The organism is Lampropedia cohaerens, assembly GCF_001005215.1.
Taxonomy (GTDB): domain Bacteria; phylum Pseudomonadota; class Gammaproteobacteria; order Burkholderiales; family Burkholderiaceae_C; genus Lampropedia; species Lampropedia cohaerens.
Window position 1 is genome coordinate 1 of record NZ_LBNQ01000025.1, and the last position, 22,064, is coordinate 22,064.

The following is a 22,064-nucleotide window of genomic DNA, read 5'->3' on the forward strand; positions in this document are numbered from 1 at the left end:
ATTCCGAGCCATGTTTCTTCGTTTTCCATTCGCCTTCGCCCAGCATCTTCACGCCGGTGCTGTCGACCAGCAGATGCAAGCCACCACGACTGGGGCGATAGGGGATGTTCACGGTCAGCGTTTTCTGGCGGCGGCAGACCGTGCTGTAGTCAGGCACGGGCCAATCCAGGCCCGCCAGATGCATCAGGCTCTGCACGAAACCGATGACTTGGCGCAACGGCAGGCCGAACAGCCCCTTGATGGTCAGGCAGAACTGGATGGCGGCATCGCTGAACGTCGGTGATCGACCGCGACGACCGGTGGGCTGGCCGTGCCATTGCATGGCACGATCCAGCCAGACCGAGAGCGAGCCTCTGGCCTTGAGGGCTGCGTTGTAATCTTTCCAGTTGGTGCTGCGGTATTGGGCGGCAGCGGGCTTGGTCATGGGTGCGCTAGCCTACAGACTCGGGACGTTTGTGCAACAACGCCCAGCCGGGCGGTGCCATCCCCATCATTTGGGCAGGAATTCATCATGGGCGGCTATTCTAGTTAAATTAACTCATTCTCATTCTTGAAACTATCCAAATCCCTATCTTTCTCCCCGGAAAACCGCTTGAGGCAGCGGTGCAGGCGCGCCAACCGGGGTGCAGTGATCCCCCCATTGCGGCGCTGCTGCTGCCTGTGCCTAAAATGGCGGCTGGTTTGCAGACGCGGCCGGCCGTCATGCGAGGCGCGCCGCGGCTTCCATTGACTTCATCCACAAGGAATCTCCGACATGACGATCAAGGTAGGCATCAACGGGTTTGGCCGCATCGGCCGTAACGTGCTGCGCGCGGCGGTGCAGAACTTCGACGATATTGAAATCGTCGGCATCAATGACCTGCTGGAGCCGGACTATCTTGCCTACATGCTGCAGTACGACAGCGTGCACGGTCACTTCAAGGGCGACCTGCAGGTCGAGGGCAGCACCCTGATCGTCAACGGCAAAAAGATCCGCCTGAGTCAGGAGCGTGATCCGGCCAATCTGAAATGGGGCGAGATCGATGTGGACGTGGTGATCGAGTCTACCGGCCTGTTTCTGACCAAGGAAACGGCGCAAAAGCACCTTGATGCCGGCGCCAGGAAAGTCATCATGTCCGCACCGTCCAAGGATGACACGCCGATGTTCGTGCGCGGCGTCAACTGTGCCAGCTATGCCGGCCAGCCGATTGTGTCCAACGCCTCCTGCACCACCAACTGCCTGGCACCGCTGGCCAAGGTGCTCAACGACAAATGGGGAATCAAGCGCGGCCTGATGACCACGGTGCATGCCGCTACCGCCACGCAGAAAACCGTCGACGGCCCCTCCTCCAAGGACTGGCGCGGTGGCCGCGGCATTCTGGAAAACATCATCCCCTCCTCCACGGGCGCTGCCAAGGCCGTGGGCGTGGTGCTGCCCGCGCTCAAGGGCAAGCTCACCGGCATGTCGTTCCGGGTGCCGACCTCGAACGTCTCGGTCGTCGATCTGACCGTCGAACTGGAGCAAAGCGCCAGCTATGAGGAGATCTGCGCCGAGATGAAGGCCCAGTCCGAAGGCAAGCTCAAGGGCATTCTCGGCTACACCGAAGATGCCGTGGTCGCCACCGATTTCCGCGGCGACGCACGCACCTCGATCTTCGACGCCAAGGCCGGCATCGCCCTGGATGGCACCTTCGTGAAGCTGGTGTCCTGGTACGACAACGAGTGGGGATACTCCAACAAGTGCCTGGAACTGGCACGCGTGGTGGCCGCCAAGTAAGCCTCTGGCACCCGGCGGCATCGTCCGCCTGCCGCATAGAAAAGCTGGCTTGACGCCAGCTTTTTTCACGTCTGGCCACCGCGGACTTGAAAAACACCACTGTCGACCGCACTATTGCAAAGCGCACGCTGCCTGTCCGTGGGCCCGGGGCCATCGCATGTGCCGATGCCCCGGCTGCCGGGTCGGCCCGGGTGTACGGATCGCTACCGTTTCGGCGAGCACCTTGACCAGCCCCGGCATCTTGCTCTGCGAATGGAACGGGGCGACATCGCCTGCAGGTCGCGCGCGCACCGCAGCTTCTCCCCTGTCGCCTGCACACCGTCTGCCGCTGCAGCGCCGGTGCAGGAGTTGGCTGGAGAAGGCCTGCAAAATCCCGTCGTCCCAAGGCCGATCGCCACATGCGACACATGGCCGTGCGCCCGCATCTTCGATGGCTCCTGCCCGGTGACGGAGTTTTGCAAGCTTTCACCCGTTTGCCGCTTTTCTTGTCACTTTTCTTGCAGGAGATTCGTTGATGAAAATTGCGCAAATCAGCCCCTTGTACGAAGCCGTTCCCCCCAGTCTGTATGGCGGCACCGAACGCGTGGTGGCCCATCTCACGGACGCGTTGACGCAGCTGGGGCATGAGGTCACGCTTTTTGCCGCCGCCGGTGCGCGAACGCGCGCGGTGCTGGTCGCCTGCCGCGACCAGCCGCTGCGGTTGGATCCGAACCCGCTCAAGTCCGATCTGGCTGCGCACCTGAACATGCTGCACATGCTGCGCGAGCGCCAGGACGAGTTCGACATCCTGCACTTTCACACCGACCTGATTCACTTCCCGCTGTTCGAGTCCGTCGCCGCGCGCACCGTGACCACCCTGCACGGCCGGCTCGATCTGAAGGATCTGGGCGAAACCTACCGCCGTTGGCGCCAGTTTGCACTGGTCTCCATCAGCCAGCACCAGCGCCACCCCCTGCCCTTTGCCAACTGGCTGGCCACCGTCCCGCACGGGCTGGATATTGCTGCCCCCACGCGCATCGAGGCGCCGGCGGACGGCGGCTACCTTGCCTTCCTGGGCCGCATCTCACCGGAGAAACGCCCCGACCGCGCCATTGCCATCGCCCGCAAGGCAGGCCTGCCGCTGAAGATCGCAGCTAAAGTCGATGCGGCCGATCGCCACTACTACGAGACCGAGATTCGCCCCTTGCTGCGGCAACCCGGCATCGAGTTCATCGGCGAGATCGGCGATGCGGACAAGACCGCATTCCTTGCCGGCGCCCGTGCGTTGCTGTTCCCGATCGACTGGCCCGAGCCATTCGGGCTGGTCATGATCGAGGCGATGGCGCGCGGCACGCCGGTCATCGCGTGGCGCTGCGGCTCGGTGCCGGAAGTCATCGACCATGGCATCACCGGCTGGGTGGTGGACAGTGAAGACGACGCCGTGCGCGCCATCGAGCAGGCTGCCAGCGCCGACCGGGTGCGCATCCGGGACGTGTTCGAACGGCGCTTTTCCGCACGCAGCATGGCGCAGCGCTATGAATCGCTCTACCGACGCCTGCTGGCCCCCACGGAACAGACGGAGCCACTGCTGCAGGTGGGATAAGGCCATGCCCAGCACCCACGCACAGGCACCACCGCCGCGGCTGGAATTGCCCCTGACGCGCTACGCCTGGTTCTTCGATTTTGATGGCACGCTTGCCGAGCTGCAGGCGCGCCCGGACAGGGTGTCGCTGCCGGCTGCACGCAAAGGGCTGCTGCGGCGGCTGCAGGCGGCAAGTGGTGGCGCCGTGGCCATTCTCACGGGCCGCTCCCTGGAAGACCTGCAGCCGCTGATCGCGCCACTGCGCCTGCCCTGCGCCGGCATGCACGGCCTGCAGCTGCACATTGCAGACCGCACCCGCATGGCCGCCACCGCGCGCCTGCCGTATACCGTGCTGGCCCGCCTGCAGGACCTGGCCGAGTGCCACCCCGGCGTGCTACTGGAGAACAAGGGTGAATGCGCCGCGGCACTGCATTACCGCCAGGCACCGCACCACGCCAGCGCGCTGGAGGCGGCCATGCAGGCGCTGCTGCCCACCTGCAATGGCTACGAGTTGCTGCATGGCAAGTGCGTGCTGGAGTTGCGGCCCGCATCGGCCAGCAAGGGCACGGCGCTGCGCCTGCTGATGCGCAACACGCCATTCAAGGACCGCATCCCGCTGTGCGTGGGCGATGACCGCACCGACGAGGACGGCTTCGCGGCCGCACAGGCCCTGGGGGGTATCGGCATCAAGATCGGCACAGGCGCGACACAGGGGCAATGGCGCCTGGCCGACCCATCCGCCCTGCAGCACTGGCTGCACCAGCAGCTTGAGGCTGCCACGCACGCCGCCGCCCCCGTTTCCGCAACCGCCGCGCCGCCGGCATCAACGATCTGAAGGAGGAACCGACCATGAAGCGACTCATCATCGTCTCCAACCGCGTGGCTCCACCACAGCCGGGCCGTGCCGCACCCGGCGGCCTGGTCAGCGGCGTGCTGGATGCCCTGCGCAACGTGGGCGGCATCTGGTTCGGCTGGAATGGCGAAGTCGACGATGCTGCGGCCCCACTCGGCCAGGCCAGCCCGCAGCTGCACCCGCTCGCCGGCCAGGGCGCAGACATCACGCTGGCGACCGTGCCGCTGAGCCGGCAGGACTATGAAGACTATTACTGCGGCTTTGCCAATGGCGTGCTGTGGCCGAGCTTTCATTACCGCAGCGATCTGGCGCGCTACGACCCATGCGCGTATGCGGGCTATCTGCGCGTCAACCGCGCGCTGGCGCGCGCATTGCGGCCCCTGCTGCGCGATGGCGATGTGCTGTGGGTGCATGACTACCACCTGATCCCCTTCGCACAGGCCTGCCGCGAGCTGGGCGTGACCAACCGCATCGGCTTTTTCCTGCACATTCCCTTTCCCGCCGCGCAGGTGGTCGAGACCATTCCTCCCCACCGCGAGCTGCTGCGCATGTTGCGCGGCTATGACCTGCTGGGCTTTCAGACCGAGCGCGACCGCCTGGCCTGCATCGACTACCTGTACCAGCAGCGCGAGGCCCAACCGCTAAGCCCCTATCTGCTGGCATTCGGCGGGCGACTGGTGCGCACCGGCGTCTACCCGATCAGCGTGGACGTGGCCCAGATCCAGGCAATGGCGCAGCAGTCGCGCCACCACCTGCTCGACGCCGCTGCGCGCGCCAGCGGCCGCCAGGCCATTCTCAGTGTGGACCGGCTGGACTACTCCAAGGGCCTGCCCGAGCGCTTTCGCGCCTACGAGCACCTGCTGGAGCAGCGCCCCGACTACCGGCGCAAGGTCCAGTTCATCCAGATCGCACCGCCCAGCCGTGGCGATGTAGCCACCTACCGGCGCATCCGCGAACAGCTCGACGCCAGCGCAGGCCGCATCAACGGCCGCTTCTCGGAACTGGACTGGCTGCCGCTGCGCTACCTGACCAAGGGCTATGAGCGCTCAGCCCTGATGGGCCTGTACCGCCAGGCGCGCGTGGGGCTGGTCACGCCGCTGCGCGACGGCATGAATCTGGTCGCCAAGGAATATGTTGCGGCCCAGAATCCGGATGACCCCGGCGTGCTGGTGCTTTCGCAGTTTGCCGGTGCAGCCGTCGAGCTGGAGGCGGCCCTGCTGGTCAACCCCTACGACCATGCGGCCACGGCGGCGGCGCTGGCGCGCGCGCTGGACATGCCGCTGGCGCAGCGGCGCGAGCGCCATCAGCACATGCTGCAGGTGCTGCAGCACAACAGCCAGACGCAATGGTGCCGTCATTTCTTGCGGGATCTGGCGCCCGTCCAGCTGCGCCAGCCACTGGTCATCCCGGCATCGCAGATGTTGCACTGACACCCGCCATCCGCGCGGGAACTGCCGTCAGTGCGGCAGCTGCGCCGACACGCGGCGCTGGCGACGCACCTGCCACTGGCTCCAGGCGAACGTCAGCAGGAAGGTGGCGGCCAGCAGCAGCACGATGGTGGGCGCTGGCGCACTGTCGATGAAAAAGCTGGCGTAGACGCCGCCGACCGCACAGCACACCGAAACAAGCACCGCCACCAGCAGCATGCGCGCGAAGGTGCGCACGCACAGATAGGCAATGGCGCCGGGCGCGATCAGCAGCGCGATCGACAACACCAACCCTACCGCCTGCAGCGAGGCAACCACCGCCAGCGTCACCGCCGCCAGCAGGCCATAGTGCAGCAGGCCGGTGCGCAGCCCCAGCGTGCGCGCCTGGATGGGATCGAACGCATGCAGCAGCAGCTCACGCCACTTCACCACAATTGCCAGTGTGATGAGCACCGCGATCACGCCGCTCTGCCACAGCGTCTGTGGAGTAACCCCCAACAAGTCTCCAAAAAGGATGTGGTCAAGATGGACGTCACTGCGGATCCACACGTACAGCAGCAGGCCCAGCGCGAACATGCCCGAAAAGACCACGCCCAGCGTCGTATCTTGCTTGATGCGGCTGTTCTGGTTGAGGTAGCCCGCCCCCACCGCGCAGACCATGCCGGCCGCAAACGCCCCTATTGCCAACGGCCAGCCTAGCAGATACGCCAGCACGATACCCGGGAACACGCCATGCGCCACGGCATCGCCCAGCAGCGCCCAGCCCTTGAGCACCAGCAAGCAGGACAGCAATGCTGTCGGTACGGCGATCATGGCCGCCATCCACAGCGCCTGGCGCATGAAATCGAACTGAAACGGCATCCACCAGTCCATCACAGCCCCTCCCCCACTGCATCCGCCTGCGCTCCCACTGCAGCACGCCTGCGTGCCGCCAGTCGGCCATGCTTGGGCGCGAACATGAATGCGAGCAGGAACAGCAGCGTCTGCAGCAGAACGATGACCGCGCCGGTTGCACCGTCTATGAAATAACTGCTGTAGGCGCCCAGAAAGCTCGTGACCACGCCGATGGCCACTGCAATGGCAATGATGTGCCCGAAACGGTCACTGAGCAGATAGGCGGTCGCTCCCGGCGTGACGATCAGCGCGATGACAAGAAATGCGCCCACCGTCTGCATCGCCGCCACGGCACTGCCTGCCAGCAGCGCGAAGAAGACTACGCGCAGCACGGTTACCGGCAAGCCCATGGTGCGGGCGTGCACCTCGTCGAAGAACATCACCATCAGGTCCTTCCACTTGAGCAGCAGCACTGCCAGTGTGATCGTGCCGATCAGCAGCAGCTGCAAGGTATCGCCTGGCGTGATGGCCAGCACGTTGCCCAGCACGATGGTCTGCAGACTCACGCTCGCTGGCGCAAGCGAAATCAGAAACAGGCCCAGGCCGAAGAACGACGAGAAGACCAGCCCGATGATGGCATCTTCCTTGAGGCGCGTGCGCTGGTTGAGAAACACCATGGTGCCCGCTGCCAACGCACCCGCAAAGAATGCCCCGGCAGCAAACGGCAGCCCAAGCAGATAAGCGCCAGCCACGCCGGGCACGATGGCGTGCGAGAGCGCATCGCCGATCAGCGACCAGCCCTTGAGCATCAGAAAGCACGAGAGAAAGGCGCACACCGCGCCAATCAGTGCGCACACCCACATGGCGTTGACCATGTAGCGGTAGGAGAACGGTTCCAACAGCCAGTCCATGCAGATTCCCTGTCATTGCCTGACCGCGGTCAGTCAGAGCCATCGCGCCGCTGTGGCGCAGGCGGCGTACGCTGGCCACGTACCGAAGAGCGTCCGTCAAGCAACACCAGCGGACGCTCATCGTCGGTCATGATGCCCACTACCGCCGGCGCCTGGCCAACGTGGTCGTCCGCATTCGGCAGGTCGAAATGCCGCAGCACGCCGCCGAAGGCCTGCTCCAGGTTCTCGCGGGTGAACACTTCAGTGGTCGGGCCATAGGCCAGCACGGTGCCACGGATCAGCACCGTGCGATCACAAAACTCCGGCACGCTGCCCAGATTGTGGGTCGACACCAGCACGACGCGCCCTTCGTCTCGCAGGCTGCGCATCAGTGCGATGATCGCCTCCTCGGTCTTCACATCCACACCGGTAAACGGTTCGTCCATCAGGATGACCTGTGCGTCCTGCGCCAGCGCACGCGCCAGGAATACGCGCTTCTTCTGGCCGCCCGAGAGCTCGCCGATCTGACGTTGGCGCAGCGCCAGCATTCCCACGCGCTCAAGCGCCTGCTGCACGGCGTCATGGTCAGCGCGGCGCGGCACACGCAGCACGCCCATGTGGCCATAGCGGCCCATCATCACCACATCCTCGACCAGCACAGGGAAGTTCCAGTCCACCTGCTCGCTCTGCGGCACGTAGGCGATAAGGCGGCGGCGCACCACTTCGCGCACCGGCAGGCCCAGCACGCGCACCTGGCCTCGAACCAGCCGTTCAAAGCCCATGATGGCCTTGAACATGGTGGACTTGCCACTGCCATTGACGCCCACCAGCGCGGTGATGCTGCCCGTCGGCGTAGCAAACGAGGCATCACGCAGTGCGGTATGGCCATTGCGGTACGTGATGGTGATGCCGTCCACGGCGATGCCGCTGCGCGCATCCACGCTGGCCGGCTGGCCAGTGGCGGGCAGGTCCTGCTCGTCCTGATTGGCTTGCACGCGCGAAGTGGTCAGACTCATTGCTGTACTCCGAACATCAAGCCCTTGGCGATCGTCTCCGAGGTCACGCGCAGCAGGTCCAGGTAGGTCGGCACCGGGCCGCTCTCGTCGGTGAGCGAATCCACGTACAGCACGCCGCCGTAATGGATGCCGGTCTCGCGCGCCACCTGTTGCGCGGGCGCAGGCGAGACGGTGCTCTCACTGAAGATGGCCGGAATCTGCTCCTTGCGCACGGTATCGATGACGCGGCGAACCTGCTGCGGCGTGCCCTGCTGGTCGGCGTTGATCGGCCACAGATACAGCTCCTTGAGGCCGAAGTCACGCGCCAGATAGCTGAAGGCCCCCTCGCTGGTGAGCAGCCAGCGCCGCTGCGGCGGCAGCTGCGCCAGCGCATCGCGGATCGGACCGACCGCCGCCTGGATTTTCTGCTTATAGGCCTCGGCATTGGCGTGGTAGGTGGCCGCATTGTCCGGATCGTACTTCGCCAGCGCGTCGCGGATGTTGTCCACATAGATCAGCGCCGCACTGGGCGACATCCACGCATGCGGATTGGGCTTGCCCTGATAGGGGCCATCGCCAATGCCGATCGGTTCGACCCCCTCGGAGACAACCACGCTGGGCACGCCCTTGAGGCGCCGGAAGAACGGCTCGAACCAGAGTTCCAAATTCATGCCATTCCACAGAATCAGCTGCGCGCCCTGCGCGCGCACCAGATCGCCGGGCGTGGGCTGGTACTCGTGGATCTCGGCGCCCGGCTTGGTGATGGACTCCACCACCGCCGCATCCCCGGCCACATTCCTGGCCATGTCGGCGATCACCGTGAAGGTCGTGACCACCTTGAACTTGCCCTCATCGGCACGAGCCTGACCGGTTGCAACCAGCAGCGCCAACGCCGCCAGCGTGATGCACAGCATCGCACGGATCCATCCCGCCCTGTTCAACAGTTGCCGCATTCGGTCACCTCCATCTTTAGGTTTCGTCCGGCCATCCTCGCAAAAGTATAGCCAGTGCTAAAAAATCAGAGTATAGCTAAGGCTATACCTGTCGACAAGACGGCGTACAAACCCCCTGCGCCAGTCCGGGTTCCCTACAATGACTGGTTGCGTACGATTTGCATGATCTCTGCCATGACCCGTGATCCACAGCCCATGCTCGCCAGTGCCGAGCTGCCTGATGCCTCGCAGCAGCTGGAAGGCTTCCAGCAGGTGCGCGAGGCGCATCGGCTGGAGCTCATCGAAGACTATGTGGAACTGATTTCCGACCTGCTGCTCAGCACCGGAGAGGCGCGTCAGGTGCAGATCGCCGAGCGTCTGGGTGTGGCGCAGCCAACGGTTGCGAAAATGCTCAAGCGCTTGGAGATGGAAGGGTATGTGGCGCTGCGCCCCTACCAGGGCGCCCAGTTGACCGAAAAGGGCGAGGCGATGGCGCAGTACAGCCGCGAACGCCACCAGCTGGTGGAATCGTTTCTGCTGGCGCTAGGCGTTGATGCCGACAGTGCACGGCGCGATGCCGAAGGCATGGAACACCATGTCAGCGAAGCCACGCTGCAAGCCTTCCAGCGTTTTCTCGACCAGCACCACCAGCGGGATTGAGCGCCTTCCGATTCAGTCAGAGCCTGAGAACCCCAGTGACACGGCGGCAAACGCCTCAGCCACCCCACTCCAGGTAGTCCAGCTCCGCCTCGCTGAAACCGGCCTGCCGGCGCGCGGCCAGATTCAGTGGGGGCTTGGGGCGCGGTGCCTCGTACCTCGCCACCAGCTGCGGATACAGCGCCTCGGCGTCCAGCCCGCGCTGCGCGCACAGCCAGCGGTACCAGTGGTTGCCAATGGCCACATGGCCCACTTCTTCCTCCAGGATCACATCGAGAATCGCGGAAATCGCTCGCGCATCTTCGGTGTCAACGTGCGCGAGCTTTTGCTGGATCAGCGGCGTGGCATCCAGCCCGCGCGCCTCCAGCGTGCGCGGCACCAGTGCCATGCGCGCGACGATGTCTCCGCTGGTTTTCTCGCACATGGTCCACAGCCCCTGATGGGCGGGGAAGTCCCCGTAGTCATACCCCATCGCCCGCAACTGTGCGCGCAGCATCTGGAAATGCCTGCCTTCCTCGGCGGCAATGCGCAGCCAGTCCTCGTAATATGCCTGCGGCATGCCCGCAAAGCGCCAGACGGCATCCAGCGCGAGGTGGATCGCGTTGTACTCGATGTGCACGATGGCGTGTACCAGCACGGCGCGGCCGTGCAGGGTCGCTGGCGAGCGCCGCGCCACCTCGGTATGTGGCGCAAGCTGCAGCCCGCGCGGCATGGTGGGCGTATCGGGCTGCGGCGGCGCGAGCGTGGCATCGGCATCCAGCGTCAACTGGTGGCGCCCCTCGTAAAGGGCCTGCGCCAGACGGGCCTTGGCATCGGCATCCTCAATGTGCAGCAGAGCGCGCGCCAGCTGGCGCCATTCGCCACCGTGTTCGGCAATGGGGAGATCGGAAGTGATGACAGGCTCGCTCATGCGCCGCAATTGTAGGGGCGCACACTAGCCGCGCTGCGGCAGCCCGCCGCCGGAACTCGCCATAATTGCCCATCGGCGGCAGCGCCGCCACCTACATCGCAAGGAGACATCCGATGGCCGTTTTTGAACTTGATGGCACCCGCCCCAGCATCAACACCAGTGCCTGGGTGGCCGACAACGCGACCGTTCTGGGCCGCGTCAGCCTTGCCGCACAGAGCAGTGTCTGGTTCGGTGCAGTGATCCGGGGTGACATGGAACATATCCAGATCGGCGAAGGCAGCAACATCCAGGATGGCAGCGTACTGCATGCTGACGCTGGAAAGCCCCTGACCATCGGCGCACACGTGACCGTCGGTCACCAGGCCATGCTGCATGGCTGCACCATCGGCGATGAGTCACTCATCGGCATAGGCGCTGTCATCCTCAACGGTGCACGCATCGGCAGAAATTGCCTGGTCGGCGCGCGCGCGCTGATCACCGAAAACAAGGAATTTCCCGATGGCTGCATGATTCTCGGCAGCCCTGCCAAGGTCGTGCGCCCGCTGTCCGCCGACGAACAGCAAGCGCTGCGCGCCAGCGCCCAGCACTACATCGACAACGCCCGGCGCTTTCGCCAGGCGCTCAAGCCCGTCGAGGATTGAAACCATCCGATACGCCACCATATGCGGTGGCTGTCCATTACGACGCACCGCCCCGCCTGACTCATGTCCGAACTCCAGAAATTCCTCTTTGAAAGCCTGCCCGTGCGCGGTGCCATCGTCCGTATTGACGCGCCGTGGCAAGACATGCTGGCCCGCCGCGCCGCCAACAGCGAGACGGGCGCCTACCCCGAGGCGGTGCAGCACCTGCTCGGCGAGATGACCGCTGCCGGCGTGCTGATGCAGGCAGCGATCCAGTTCGAGGGTGCACTGGTGATGCAGATCCAGGGCGGCACGCCGCTGCGGCTGGCCGTCGCCGAAGTCTCCTCCGACCTGCGCCTGCGCGCCACCGCCCAGCTCGGTCCGGGCGCAGCCGCATTGCCCGCTGATGCCGACATCGCCGCGCTGACAGGCAACGGTCAGGTGCGCTGCGCCATCACGCTCGATGCCGACGAGAAGCGCCCAGGCTACCGACCCTACCAGGGCATCGTGCCCCTGCAGGACGAAAGCGGAAAAACCCTGAGTACCCTCTCGCAGGTGCTGGAGCAGTACATGCGCCAGTCCGAACAGCTCGACACTGTGCTGGTGCTGGCAGCCAACGACAAGGTTGCCGCCGGCCTGATGGTGCAGCGCATGCCGATCAAGGGCAAGAACAACCTTGCCGCAGGCCGCGAGGAAACGGAGGCAGCCGACACGCTGGGCGCCAATGAGGACTACAACCGCATCGCCACGCTGGCCGCCAGCCTCCAGCGCGACGAACTGTTGACGCTGGATACTGCAACCATCCTGCGACGCCTGTTCTGGCAGGAACCGCTGGCCGCGCTTGATACGGGCGAGATGATGCCGCACTTTGGCTGCCAGTGCAGCCGCGAGCGCGTGGCCGCCATGCTGCGCGGCCTGGGGCGCGAGGAAATCGAGGAAATGCTGCAGGAGCGCCAGCCCATCGAGGTAGGCTGCGAATTCTGCGGTGCGCAGTACCACTTCGACGCCGTCGATGCCGTCCAGCTGTTCAACCCGCTGGCTACGCCGCAGGATGAACGGCGGCATTGACGGCGATGCAAGGCGCACTCATGAAGGCGTGACTTGTGACGGCACCAGCGTATCATGCCTGTCATGATGCGCAGGGCCTTGCAACGGCCCGTCAAAACGATTTCTCCAGCATGAAGGACAGCTCCCGCTCCGTGCGAGGATAGGCATACAGCGTGCTCTTGACGCGCAGGTAGCCAACGTTCAGCCTGGGCACGAAACCTCCCATGTCCCAGCGCGGGTTCCACAGTGAGATGTCCAGCGCGTACTCCTCATCGCGGCGCTCGCGCAGCAGAAACAGGCTGTAGGGTGCGCCGAATGTGCGGCGTGTGTAGCGGGCGCTGGCACGCGTTGTCAGACCGTTGGCCGCGCTGTACAAGCCGCCCATCTGCATCGTCTTGCGCAGTGAAGACTCCTCTGCGCCTTTTGCATCCTCGTCCTGCAAGGCCACGCCCGCGAACGCAATCCATCTGGAGGAAAACACCTTGCTCAGGTTCGCCGATACGGCGCGCAGGTGCCCCTCGTAGTTGATATAGCGGTCACTGGCGTAGTGGCGGCGCAACCAGGTCAGGCTCCCCGTGGCCTGCACCGTCCCCGTCAGCCAGCGGCCAGCGTCCAGGCTCAGCCCCGCGCCACCGCTGTAGCGCTTGCCGCCCAACCACATCTGGTTTCCGATGAGCGAGGCGCCCAGCCACGAATCCACGTTCTGCCACTTGTAACCGGCGCGCAGGCTGGCATTCACACGGTTGTAATCGGAGTCACGCAGCCAGGCTGCGCCATCCAGCGCGGCCCCCAGCGTCAGGAAATGGTGGCCTGCCAGATTGAAGTCACGCCCGGCACTGGCCTCCAGCCGAGGGCCGCCAGAACCATGCGGCATGTCGCCCGGGTCCTTGGGCAAGGCCCAGTAAAGCGGCGTGCCGTCGGGCAGCCGACCAATGGGCAGATAGAGTGTGTCGTTGTCCGTTCCCTGGTTGTGGTTGCTGCTCAGGCCCCAGCCCATCCCCAGGTTGCCAGACCAGCGCTGCTGGCGCCTGAGCGCCTGTCGCTGCTGTTGCGCCTGCGTACGGGCAGCCGGTATCAGGCGCATGTCTTTGAGCACGGCATCGAGCTCGCGGCCTGACTCCTTGTAGCGCTTGTCCTCCATCAGCATGCCCGCAAGATCCAGCCGTACATAGCTCAGCGTGGCATCGCGCTCCAGCATGCGCCGGTAGCGCGCAATCGCCTCCGCATGGCGGCCATCGCGCCGGGCCAGCGCGCCCAGCACGAAGTCGACCAGCTGCGGATCGGCGCCGGACATGGCTGGATAGAAACCCATCACATGTTCCAGCGTAGCCCAGTCGCCGCTCAGCATGGCCTGCTCGATGACGCGCTCGGTCAGGGACCGGTCGCGCCGCAGGTCATCATCGGTGACCTGCGGCAGGCCTTGCGCACCATCAGCCCCATAGCCCATGCTCGGCCTGCCTGGCTGCGGCCTGCGCTGCAGCTGCGGCTGCTGTTGCAGCAGAAGTGTGTCGTCCTGCGGCACTGCCAACGGCGCGACGGGGGCCGCGGGCACTGCGGGCTGCGCCTGCGCCGCAACGACCAGCAACACATACGACGCAGAAAGGGCCAGCGGCCAGCGCTTCAAGCACATAAGGAACGCATCGGCAAAGCGACGAACAGGAAATGACAAACACTGCGGCCTGCACAAAGCCGCTTTGCTCCGTCATCAGAGCGCATATTGCGTCCCCGGCGAGTACGCCTCCAACTGCTGGCCATTCTTGTCCAGCAGAGGCTTGGTGCCTTCGGGGGTTCCGTCAGTAATCCAAAGCTTGGCGACATTGCTGTTTAAGCCGCCTTCATGAATCTGAAATACGGCATGCCCAGGTCCGACTTGAGTCCAGCCTTTGAAGATGTTCTTCGTGGCGAAGGCTTCCACGCCTTCAGCGGACAGGCGCTTGGTACCTTCAGCCGTCCCATCGGTGGTCCAGATGTAATACGGAGCTTGGCTACCGGCTTCACCTTCCTTGGTTACGAATACCAGCCGTTCGCCCAAAGAGAAGATTTTCTCAGGCGCCAGCCCACCAGGGCCGGGGATCGCATCCTTGATGATTTGCGTACCCGCCTCGGTGCCGTCACTGACCCACCATTCAGAACCTGTAACACCACGCTGGTTGACAGTTAGGAGCAGCTTGTCACCCAGCACAAACCGAGGGGAGACACGTATGACGTCCTTGACCAGTCGAAAACCTGTGCCGTCGGGTTTGATCGCATGGAGTTTGGCCGTCTCCCCGCTGGTGGCTGCTCCGCTGAAATACAGCTCGCCATTGAATTCAATTGGAGCACTGTTAAACCACGCGGCTTGGAATTCCCTGGTACCAGCCACCGTGCCATCGCTGAACCACTGAGAACCAGTGTCATCCGTCAAGAAAATACGGTCGCCCACGACGCTGAAGCTGCCTGCGGTCTGGGTCAGACCAAGATCCGTCACAGTGCCGCTCTTATCTATGGCGTACACCTTGGCTTGCGAGCGGAAGAACAGCTTGTCGCCCGCAACTGTCAAGCCTTCAGGATTGATGAATGCATTCCCTTGCAACAGCACTTGCTGGGTGCCGGCCTCGGTGCCGTCGCTGACCCATAGAGTGGTACCGCCAGGGCCTGCTTCGGCCGAGAAATAGAGCTTGTTGCCCAATGCCACCAGACTGCCGGGATCGGAACCTGCGCCAACGCCGGCGTTCACAGCCGTGTTGATGTCCTTGACAAGGCGGGCTGTGACCCCATCGGTGGCGCGCAGTTCAACGCCAGTGGGGCTGTTGATGTCATCCTCCGAGGCCGACACATACAACTCGTTGTTCATCAACGCGGATACGCGGTTGTTGATAGTGTTTTTGTTGACCATCAGCGGGGGAGAGAGCCATTGCGCCTGCAAGCCATCCAGGTTGGCGGTGAGCACATTCAGCCCGCTGCCCTTGTTGGCGGGCGCCACCACATGTCTTTGCTGCAGCACCAGGGCAATCTTCTGGCTGCACTCCACCGTCTGCGTGGCGTCGGTACTGAAACTGGCCTGCAGGCTGCCGTCGGACTGCAGCGTGCCTGCCAGCGGCTCGGCAAACGCGCATTGCACCAGATAGGGCTGTTCAGTGGTCAACTCCAGCTTGCCCAGCGCAATGCGGGTGGTGCCGCTGGCCTGAATGGCAAGGCGGTCGTTGCTAGCAGAAAGGCTTTCGCTGAGATCGCCGTAGCGGATGGGCAGAGCCGCACCTTCGGGCAGGCCTTGGACCTGCACGGTCAGCGTATGGGTGGTGCCGCTAGGCGGGGCAGGAGGAGCGGGCTCGTTCCCGCCACCGGCAACATCATCGCTGCCACCACCGCCACCGCAGGCGGCGAGCATCAGCGCAATGGCCAGGGAAGTCAGCGCCTTTGCGCCAGGAAAGGTTATCGAATGGTTCATGGTCTTGATGTACGAGAGATGAATGCGGTTTTGCGGGGGCACCGAAACGCCGAAAACAGTCCCGCCCCTGGACGGGCAGCGGGACCGTGGGGTTCAAGCGCCGATCAACGGGTACCGATGATGGCTACGCCGCCAATGCGTTCGGGCAGGCCAATGATGGTGCCGGCGACTTCCTTGGCCACGTCAGTACCACTATTGGTTCCGAAGAAATTGAGGTAGTACTTGGGATCCACCGTAGTGGAGCTGTTGTCGACGATGGCATTCCACAGCGCAACCTGGCTGGCATCGTCAGGATTCTTCGCACCGGCCGTTACCGCACCGCCTTCGACACCGGCCGAGCCGACAATACCGTTGGCATCCGCCACCAAGCTGGCGGTGCCCAGCGTGCCGCCGACATCCAGGCGCTTGGGTAGGCCGGATTCGCCAACCCAGGCGGCAGGCACCAGCAGGTTTTCCAGCGTGAACGAGCCCGAGCCGGTCTTGCTGGCAAGGTCGACCGTGTAGGAGAAGTCACCGATCGGGAAATTGGTGAACGCAATACCACTGTAGGTGTAGCTATCTTCCTCCAACGTATCCAGTGCAGCTAACGCCGTGCCCTGGCCAACGATGGCCTTGACGAAGTGCTTGCGCTCTTCCTGCTCGTTGTTGGCGCCCTTGGTCAGGTTGCCGACGATGCCCGAGTACTGCTGGCGGTAGAAGCGGTACACCACGGCGTTGCCAGGCGTGCCATCGGCGTATTTGTAGGTGCCGGTGTTGCCGAGCTTGACGCCGTTTTCATCGGTCGCAACCAGCGTGTTGATTGGCAAGGTTGCCAGATTCAGGCTGTTGACCGTGGGTGCGGGAACGCCCGTGGCGGGATTGGCCACCGCAGTGCTGGGACCATAGGTCACGCCGTTGTACGTGAACGAGCCGCGAAACGCCGGGGTATCGCCCGCAATGTTCTGGGTGCCGTTGAAGTCAACGTTGAGGTAGGACTGGGCCTGCGCTCCGCCGATGGCGGCAAAGGCGGCCATGGCGACCAGAGAGAGGCGAACTGATTTGCGTTGCATACGATTTCTCCTTGAAAGAGAGCTACCAACTAAATGCCCTGCGGTTTGCACGCATTCCACGGGCGACTGCTTGATGCCTTTTCTGGCATCAAACTCCTGGGCAGCCTGACATTCGGAAAATGCCGTCATGCAGGGCTGCTTCAATTGTTTCGTGGGGCCATTTGCGGGATGACAGGGTACGTGACTGCCGTTGATAGCACTGCCAGTTAATGAGTTTCCAATTTCCTTAAACACATATCACTCGAACAAATCAACACCATCTTCATGCACTCCATGGAAACAACATAAAAACTCGCACCTTCAAAACATCAACCCTAAGTAGACCTGCTGGCACACACATTCCCGCAGTGATTCCCACCATCATTCAGGCATGCATTGACCTCCTGTGTCACGAAGTTTCAGGCACACCAGAAGTTTGAAAATGCTTATCAGAACTTCATGTTCACGCTGGCAGTCACGCTGCGAGGCATCCCATAATTGCTTGCACTGGAATTCGTGAAATATTTCTTATCAAACAGGTTGCGCACATTGACGCCAACCGTGATGTTTTTATCGATGCGCCAGCGGGCCATCAGGTTATAGAGGGCATAGCTGCCCTGCCACCAGTAATAGCGGCCACCGTCATCCCCGATATATTGGATATTATTGCGCCCGGCAGATTGCCAGTAAGCACCGCCACCAATGGTGAATTGGCGGCTGCTCCCAAAGTCGTAGCTGGTAAATATCTTGAACGAGTTTTTCGGAAAGAAGAACTGCGCCTCGAAATCCTCGCCCGTTTCAATGCCCCAGAAATCCGTGGGCATTTTCTGACGCTGATGCACATAGCCAGCCATGATCTGCCAATGGGGGGTAATCTGGCCGGCGGCGTTCAGCTCGACTCCGTAGACCCTGTAACCGTTGAGGCCTACATATTCCGGAACATAGACGCCGGAATCCCGGGGATACTCGACATAGCGATTGGTCTCGATCGGATAGTTGTCCTGCGTCATCGTGAAATACGTTGCTGCAAGATTGAGGCGGTTGTCGAAAAACCCGCCCTTGAAACCGGCCTCGATGGTGTCGGCCTTGAGCGGCTTGAGCCAGTCGCCATTGGCGTCAACGGCATAGTCCATTTCGAAGGCGTTGGGCTTCTCAACGCGCGCGTAGCCGACATAGGCGTTGACGCTGGGCGTCAGCTCGTAGATCAGGCCGCCGTAGGGCTGCAGGGTGGTGGGCTGGCTCACGAACCGCTCCCCTTTGCCGTAGCGAGCGCCGAGAATGACCTGCAAACGTTCAAGCGGGCGCAGGCGCACGGAGCCATAAATGCCCTTTTGCACTTGCTTGAAGTTGGAGATCCTGTAGGGCGTGTCCCAGGATGCGTTCACCCCGGTCAGCTTCCAGTTGGGGAGGTCGAGTGCGGGCAAGCCGATGTTGCCGTCGTTCCACAGGCTCGGGCGTATCCAGCCCTCGGTGCGCCACATGATGTGGTTAGGATCATCAACCTGCGCTTGCGAGTTGGGCCGGATGGGGCCACTCGTTACGGGCAGATAGTTGTAATTGGTGCGATCGGACTTGGTCTGGTTCGCACCAATGACGAAATCGTGCTGGCGGCCAAGCAGTTCGAAGTCGCCCTTGAGGTAGACGTCAAAGGCGTTGGTGGCGTTGTCATAGTGCTCGCGGCCCCAGAGGTAGCTGGCAACGTCCCAGTGGGGGAAGTACCACTGGGTGCCCATCGCGCCATAGAGGCGGTCGCTCTTGCTATCAAAGCGGTTGTAGGCGCCAACGATTTGCCAGTCGTTGGCAAACGTGTGATTGATGCTGGCGAAGATGTTGCGGTAGTCGAAATCGCGGTAACTCCACCGCGTCGCATTGTTGAAGCTGCGCCCCAGTTCGGTATTCGGATTCCTGATGTTGGTGGTGCGCCGGATGCCGTGTGGGCCCGCGCCATCGATGCGGCGCTTGATCTGGCTTGCTCCCAGCGTGAGTCGGGTGACGGGCGTGGCATCAAGCTCGGTGATTGCATACAGCGCCGTGCCTCTGTGCTTGACACGATCGATGTACGCATTGCCATGGTCGCCCGTGGCAACGATGCGGCCACGCCAGGTGCCGCTTTCATTGAGCGGGGAGGAAAAATCGAGCTCGGCACGCTTGTTGCCCCAGCTGCCGTATTGCAGGTTGGCCAGGATCTGGCGCTCGAACAGCGGCTTCTTGCGCACGAAGCTGAGGCTGGCCGATGGATCGCCCTGCCCTGTTGTCAAGCCCGTGGAGCCGCGAATGATATCGATGCGCTCGTAGAGGAAGGCATCCTGCATGCCCACTGCCGTGCGGTTGCTCTGATTGTTCTGGGCGCCGAATGCAGCGCCATCGGTCATCAGGCCATCGATCTGAAAGCTGTTGATGGCAAAGCCGCGCGAGTAGTACTCGACCCGGCCTGCACCGGGAACGCCGTTCTCGATCGCCGTAACACCTGGCGCTGCAGACAGGACCGCATCGATGCTGGTGAGGTTCATGTCCTGAATGAGTTTTTCGGTAAAGACGCTGATGGACTGTGGCGTTTCCTTGAGCGCCAGATCCAGCTTGGCCGCAGAGCTGCTCTGGCTGACGGTGTATTGGGTGGCAGATTCGATGGCCTGCGGCGAATCGAGCGTTGCGGCGATGGTGACCTCGGGCAACGTATCGGCGTCTGCGGTGGTTGCCGCCTGACGGGCAACCTGTCGCATGCGCAAGGTGTATTCGCCACTTCCGATGGGCAACGCCTCAAGCCCTGTGCCATGCAACAGCTCCGCAAAACCCTGTTCGATGGTGTATTGGCCCTGCAGGCCATTGCTGCGCAGATCTGCGGTCAGTTCCGGCGAGAAAGACAGGTTGACGCCCGCCTGCCCGGCAAACTGTGTCAGCGCCTGTGTCAGGCTGCCGGCAGGCACATTGAATGTGCTGCGCTGGCTGACACTCCCGACCGGCACCTGTGCATGACCGGGCGCTGGCACCAGGCCGATGGCGCCGACGAGTGCAAGCAGAAGCACGGAACATGTTGACCGCAGCGGAAGGCTCGCACAAGAAAAAGAACAATAACGCGCATCAACATGCGAATGAGATTCGATAACATCTAAAAATGCAGTTTTCTTCATGCTGGTTGCCAGGATTCGGCAAGTTCTTCGGTTATGCCTGGTTGCACCGCCTGGAATACAGCAATTCCAAGCACGATGTAACCCGCAGCGCGCAAAGCGCTATTACTCCTCTTGCCGAACAAGGCCCCCGAAAAGTGCCAGGCTGGCCGCTCTTTTTTGTATCGATATGAAACAAGAACTGTAGCATGTCTTGTTCCTGCACTTGCGGGGATAGCACTCCACCGCGCAGAAAGCGGGCCACCATGAAGGCTGCCTGGACGGCGGCAGCTTCGCCATCACTGCCAAACTCGCTCTGCCAGGAATGGCGATTGCCTTGCCGCGCTCGCCATGGCAGCGGTGGTGCAATGGCGAGGGGCAAGCGGCTATCGTTGCGTGAATGCCCCCGCCGCAGGCAGCGTCATCATTGCGCTTCGATGCGCGTCCAGTAAGGCAGGCGGCGAATGCGGATGGGCAGTGTGTTGGCCAGTGCTGAAAGAATCTTCTCCGTGTCATCAAGCTGAAACGCGCCGGACAGGCGCAGGCCCGCAACTTCCGGCGCGCACTGCAGCACACCCGAGCGATAGCGCGCCAGCTCACGCAGGAAATCATCCAGTCGCATGTCGTCGGCGTACAGCACCCCATCTATCCAACTGGGGGACGCCGACACGGGGCTGCCCCCGCGGCACACATGGTGCTGGTCGAACCAGACTTGCTGGCCCGGATGGACATGCAGCGCTGCCGTACCATTGCGTGGCGTGATGGCCACCACGTGCTCCAGCACATGCAGCGCGCACACTGTATCTTCCGGCGCCCATGCGGGAGGCGTTGCGCCAGATTCCCGGATGGATGGACCAGCGACAGCTGCCGAGAGAATACGCACGGCAAAGCGCGTACCAAGTGCCTGCATACGCCCCTGCCGCGTATGCACCATGAAGGGCCGGGAGGGTATTTGCGTGTCTTTCGCGGTCAACACCATGATCTCCCCCCGATAGAGCAGCAGGCTGCGTTCACTGCGATTGAAACGCAGGTCCATCGCCGTGGCGGTGTTGAGCACAATATGGCTGCCATCGGGCAAAACAACCCTCTGCTGCTGGCCTGCGGCAGTGCTGTAATCTGCCTGCCAGGTTTGCCAGAGCTGGTGGCGGTGTACCTGCCAGCCCAGTGCGCCGATGACTCCAACGCCTGCGATGGATTTGAGCGTCGCCCGACGTGACGGGCGGCAGGCTGGCGTCAGCACGGGCAAGGCCAGTGCGGCAGGCACGCTGCCGAATTTGCCGCTGAGCTGCTGAGCCGCCTGCCACGCCTGACGGTGCGCTGGATGCGCATCACACCATGCCTGGAATTCGCGCTGCTGACACGCAGTGACCTGTCCCGAATGCAAGATCGCCAGCCATTGCGCTGCCTCGCGGATAACGTGCGCCGGATCTCTGGCAGGTGTGACGCCCGTGGCACCTGCATTTTGGCCCGGAGAGTCGGAATCTGCCATGAACACCATCAAGCCAAATTCTGAGATGCCAGCATGGCTGTGAGGCAGACTTCGAACGCCCGCTCCATGTGACGCTTTACGGTTCGCTCGGAGATCTTCAGGCGCTGCGCGATGTCCTTGTAGGTCAGCCCTTCAATCTGCGAGAGCAGGAACACATGGCGCGCCATTTCAGGCAGTGTCGCCAGCATGGCATCGAGCTCCTGGAGCGTCTGCCAGACAGCCAGACGCTCTTCTTCGGAAGACAGGATTTGCGGTGGCAGCGCCGCTAGGGTCTCCAGCCAAGCCTGCTCGATGACCTGTCGGCGCCAGTGGTCGTTGACCAGGCCCTTGGCAATGGTGCAGAGGTAGGCGCGGGGCTGCTGCAATTGCTCGGCGGGAACTCGTCGGGCGAGCAGACGGACAAAGGTGTCCTGCATCAGCTCCGCGGCTATCTCGGAGTTTTGCACCCGTCTTTGTACCCAGGACTGCAACCACGAACCATTTTGCTGGTACAGCGCAGCAATCAGATCGGAAGATGTGGAAACTTGCATCTGC

The 22,064-nt window shown here is 63.0% G+C and carries 20 protein-coding genes; 8 read left to right on the forward strand and 12 right to left on the reverse strand.

Going from position 1 to position 22,064, the window contains the following annotated elements; translation table 11 throughout:
- Window positions 1-424: IS5 family transposase (locus AAV94_RS08325; protein ID WP_046741874.1), on the reverse strand; the 424-nt coding region annotated here is incomplete at its 3' end.
- A 330-nt stretch (window positions 425-754) separates the two neighbouring features.
- Here AAV94_RS08325 and gap point away from each other — a divergent pair.
- The 4 genes from gap to AAV94_RS08345 all read left to right on the forward strand — a co-directional run bounded on the left by gap (window position 755) and on the right by AAV94_RS08345 (window position 5,600).
- Window positions 755-1,756, forward strand: a complete 1,002-nt coding sequence (gap, locus tag AAV94_RS08330) for a type I glyceraldehyde-3-phosphate dehydrogenase (RefSeq protein WP_046741875.1) — start codon at window positions 755-757, stop codon at window positions 1,754-1,756.
- Between the two features lie 514 nt (window positions 1,757-2,270).
- Entirely contained in the window at window positions 2,271-3,338 is a 1,068-nt protein-coding gene (locus AAV94_RS08335) for a glycosyltransferase family 4 protein (RefSeq protein WP_046741876.1), read from the forward strand.
- A 4-nt stretch (window positions 3,339-3,342) separates the two neighbouring features.
- Window positions 3,343-4,152: a trehalose-phosphatase gene (gene otsB / locus AAV94_RS08340; RefSeq protein WP_046741877.1), complete on the forward strand. Its 810-nt coding sequence runs from the start codon at window positions 3,343-3,345 to the stop codon at window positions 4,150-4,152.
- Between the two features lie 14 nt (window positions 4,153-4,166).
- Window positions 4,167-5,600: an alpha,alpha-trehalose-phosphate synthase (UDP-forming) gene (locus tag AAV94_RS08345; protein ID WP_046741878.1), complete on the forward strand. Its 1,434-nt coding sequence runs from the start codon at window positions 4,167-4,169 to the stop codon at window positions 5,598-5,600.
- Window positions 5,601-5,627: 27 nt separating this feature from the next.
- Here AAV94_RS08345 and AAV94_RS08350 read toward each other — a convergent pair whose 3' ends face one another.
- From AAV94_RS08350 to AAV94_RS08365, 4 genes are read right to left on the reverse strand one after another with little or no spacing between them, the layout of a single operon-like run.
- Window positions 5,628-6,470 (reverse strand): metal ABC transporter permease, encoded by an 843-nt coding sequence (locus tag AAV94_RS08350; RefSeq protein WP_046741879.1) that lies wholly within the window; start codon window positions 6,468-6,470, stop codon window positions 5,628-5,630.
- The gene (locus AAV94_RS08355) at window positions 6,470-7,342 is read right to left on the reverse strand and encodes a metal ABC transporter permease (RefSeq protein WP_046741880.1); all 873 of its coding nucleotides are present in this window, start codon (window positions 7,340-7,342) and stop codon (window positions 6,470-6,472) included. Before AAV94_RS08355 ends, AAV94_RS08350 begins: the two co-directional genes overlap by 1 nt.
- Window positions 7,343-7,371: 29 nt before the next feature.
- On the reverse strand, window positions 7,372-8,337 hold the full coding sequence (locus AAV94_RS08360) for a manganese/iron ABC transporter ATP-binding protein (RefSeq protein WP_084824833.1): 966 nt from the start codon (window positions 8,335-8,337) through the stop codon (window positions 7,372-7,374).
- The gene (locus tag AAV94_RS08365) at window positions 8,334-9,269 is read right to left on the reverse strand and encodes a metal ABC transporter substrate-binding protein (RefSeq protein ID WP_046741881.1); all 936 of its coding nucleotides are present in this window, start codon (window positions 9,267-9,269) and stop codon (window positions 8,334-8,336) included. Before AAV94_RS08365 ends, AAV94_RS08360 begins: the two co-directional genes overlap by 4 nt.
- Window positions 9,270-9,443: 174 nt before the next feature.
- Here AAV94_RS08365 and mntR point away from each other — a divergent pair, with 174 nt between their 5' ends.
- Window positions 9,444-9,908, forward strand: a complete 465-nt coding sequence (gene mntR / locus AAV94_RS08370; RefSeq protein WP_046742036.1) for a manganese-binding transcriptional regulator MntR — start codon at window positions 9,444-9,446, stop codon at window positions 9,906-9,908.
- Window positions 9,909-9,963: 55 nt separating this feature from the next.
- Here mntR and AAV94_RS08375 read toward each other — a convergent pair whose 3' ends face one another.
- A complete protein-coding gene (locus AAV94_RS08375) occupies window positions 9,964-10,815 on the reverse strand; it encodes a ferritin-like domain-containing protein (protein ID WP_084824834.1) in 852 nt (283 codons plus the stop codon).
- Between the two features lie 113 nt (window positions 10,816-10,928).
- Here AAV94_RS08375 and AAV94_RS08380 point away from each other — a divergent pair, with 113 nt between their 5' ends.
- Window positions 10,929-11,456, forward strand: a complete 528-nt coding sequence (locus AAV94_RS08380) for a gamma carbonic anhydrase family protein (protein ID WP_046742038.1) — start codon at window positions 10,929-10,931, stop codon at window positions 11,454-11,456.
- A 63-nt stretch (window positions 11,457-11,519) separates the two neighbouring features.
- Complete coding sequence (gene hslO / locus AAV94_RS08385; protein WP_046741882.1) at window positions 11,520-12,503, forward strand: Hsp33 family molecular chaperone HslO; 984 nt, start codon at window positions 11,520-11,522, stop codon at window positions 12,501-12,503.
- 91 nt (window positions 12,504-12,594) lie between these two features.
- On the opposite strand, the gene AAV94_RS08390 is transcribed toward hslO, so the two are convergent.
- The 4 genes from AAV94_RS08390 to AAV94_RS08405 all read right to left on the reverse strand — a co-directional run bounded on the left by AAV94_RS08390 (window position 12,595) and on the right by AAV94_RS08405 (window position 19,960).
- Window positions 12,595-14,112: a surface lipoprotein assembly modifier gene (locus tag AAV94_RS08390; protein WP_052754982.1), complete on the reverse strand. Its 1,518-nt coding sequence runs from the start codon at window positions 14,110-14,112 to the stop codon at window positions 12,595-12,597.
- 75 nt (window positions 14,113-14,187) lie between these two features.
- Window positions 14,188-15,849: a hypothetical protein gene (locus AAV94_RS08395; protein WP_197408041.1), complete on the reverse strand. Its 1,662-nt coding sequence runs from the start codon at window positions 15,847-15,849 to the stop codon at window positions 14,188-14,190.
- Window positions 15,850-16,013: 164 nt separating this feature from the next.
- A complete protein-coding gene (locus tag AAV94_RS08400; RefSeq protein WP_046741884.1) occupies window positions 16,014-16,958 on the reverse strand; it encodes a hypothetical protein in 945 nt (314 codons plus the stop codon).
- A 428-nt stretch (window positions 16,959-17,386) separates the two neighbouring features.
- Window positions 17,387-19,960, reverse strand: coding sequence for a TonB-dependent siderophore receptor (locus AAV94_RS08405; protein ID WP_046741885.1), 2,574 nt, complete (start codon window positions 19,958-19,960; stop codon window positions 17,387-17,389).
- 89 nt (window positions 19,961-20,049) lie between these two features.
- On the opposite strand from AAV94_RS08405, the gene AAV94_RS14865 reads away from it, so the two are divergent.
- A complete protein-coding gene (locus AAV94_RS14865) occupies window positions 20,050-20,235 on the forward strand; it encodes a hypothetical protein (protein WP_156454381.1) in 186 nt (61 codons plus the stop codon).
- Between the two features lie 230 nt (window positions 20,236-20,465).
- Here AAV94_RS14865 and AAV94_RS08410 read toward each other — a convergent pair whose 3' ends face one another.
- Both AAV94_RS08410 and AAV94_RS08415 read right to left on the reverse strand, forming a co-directional pair.
- Window positions 20,466-21,530, reverse strand: coding sequence for a FecR domain-containing protein (locus AAV94_RS08410; protein ID WP_046742040.1), 1,065 nt, complete (start codon window positions 21,528-21,530; stop codon window positions 20,466-20,468).
- A gap of 8 nt (window positions 21,531-21,538) precedes the next feature.
- Window positions 21,539-22,060 carry a sigma-70 family RNA polymerase sigma factor gene (locus tag AAV94_RS08415; RefSeq protein ID WP_046742041.1) on the reverse strand — a complete coding sequence of 174 codons (522 nt, stop codon included), beginning with the start codon at window positions 22,058-22,060 and terminating at the stop codon, window positions 21,539-21,541.
- Window positions 22,061-22,064: the final 4 nt, after the last annotated feature.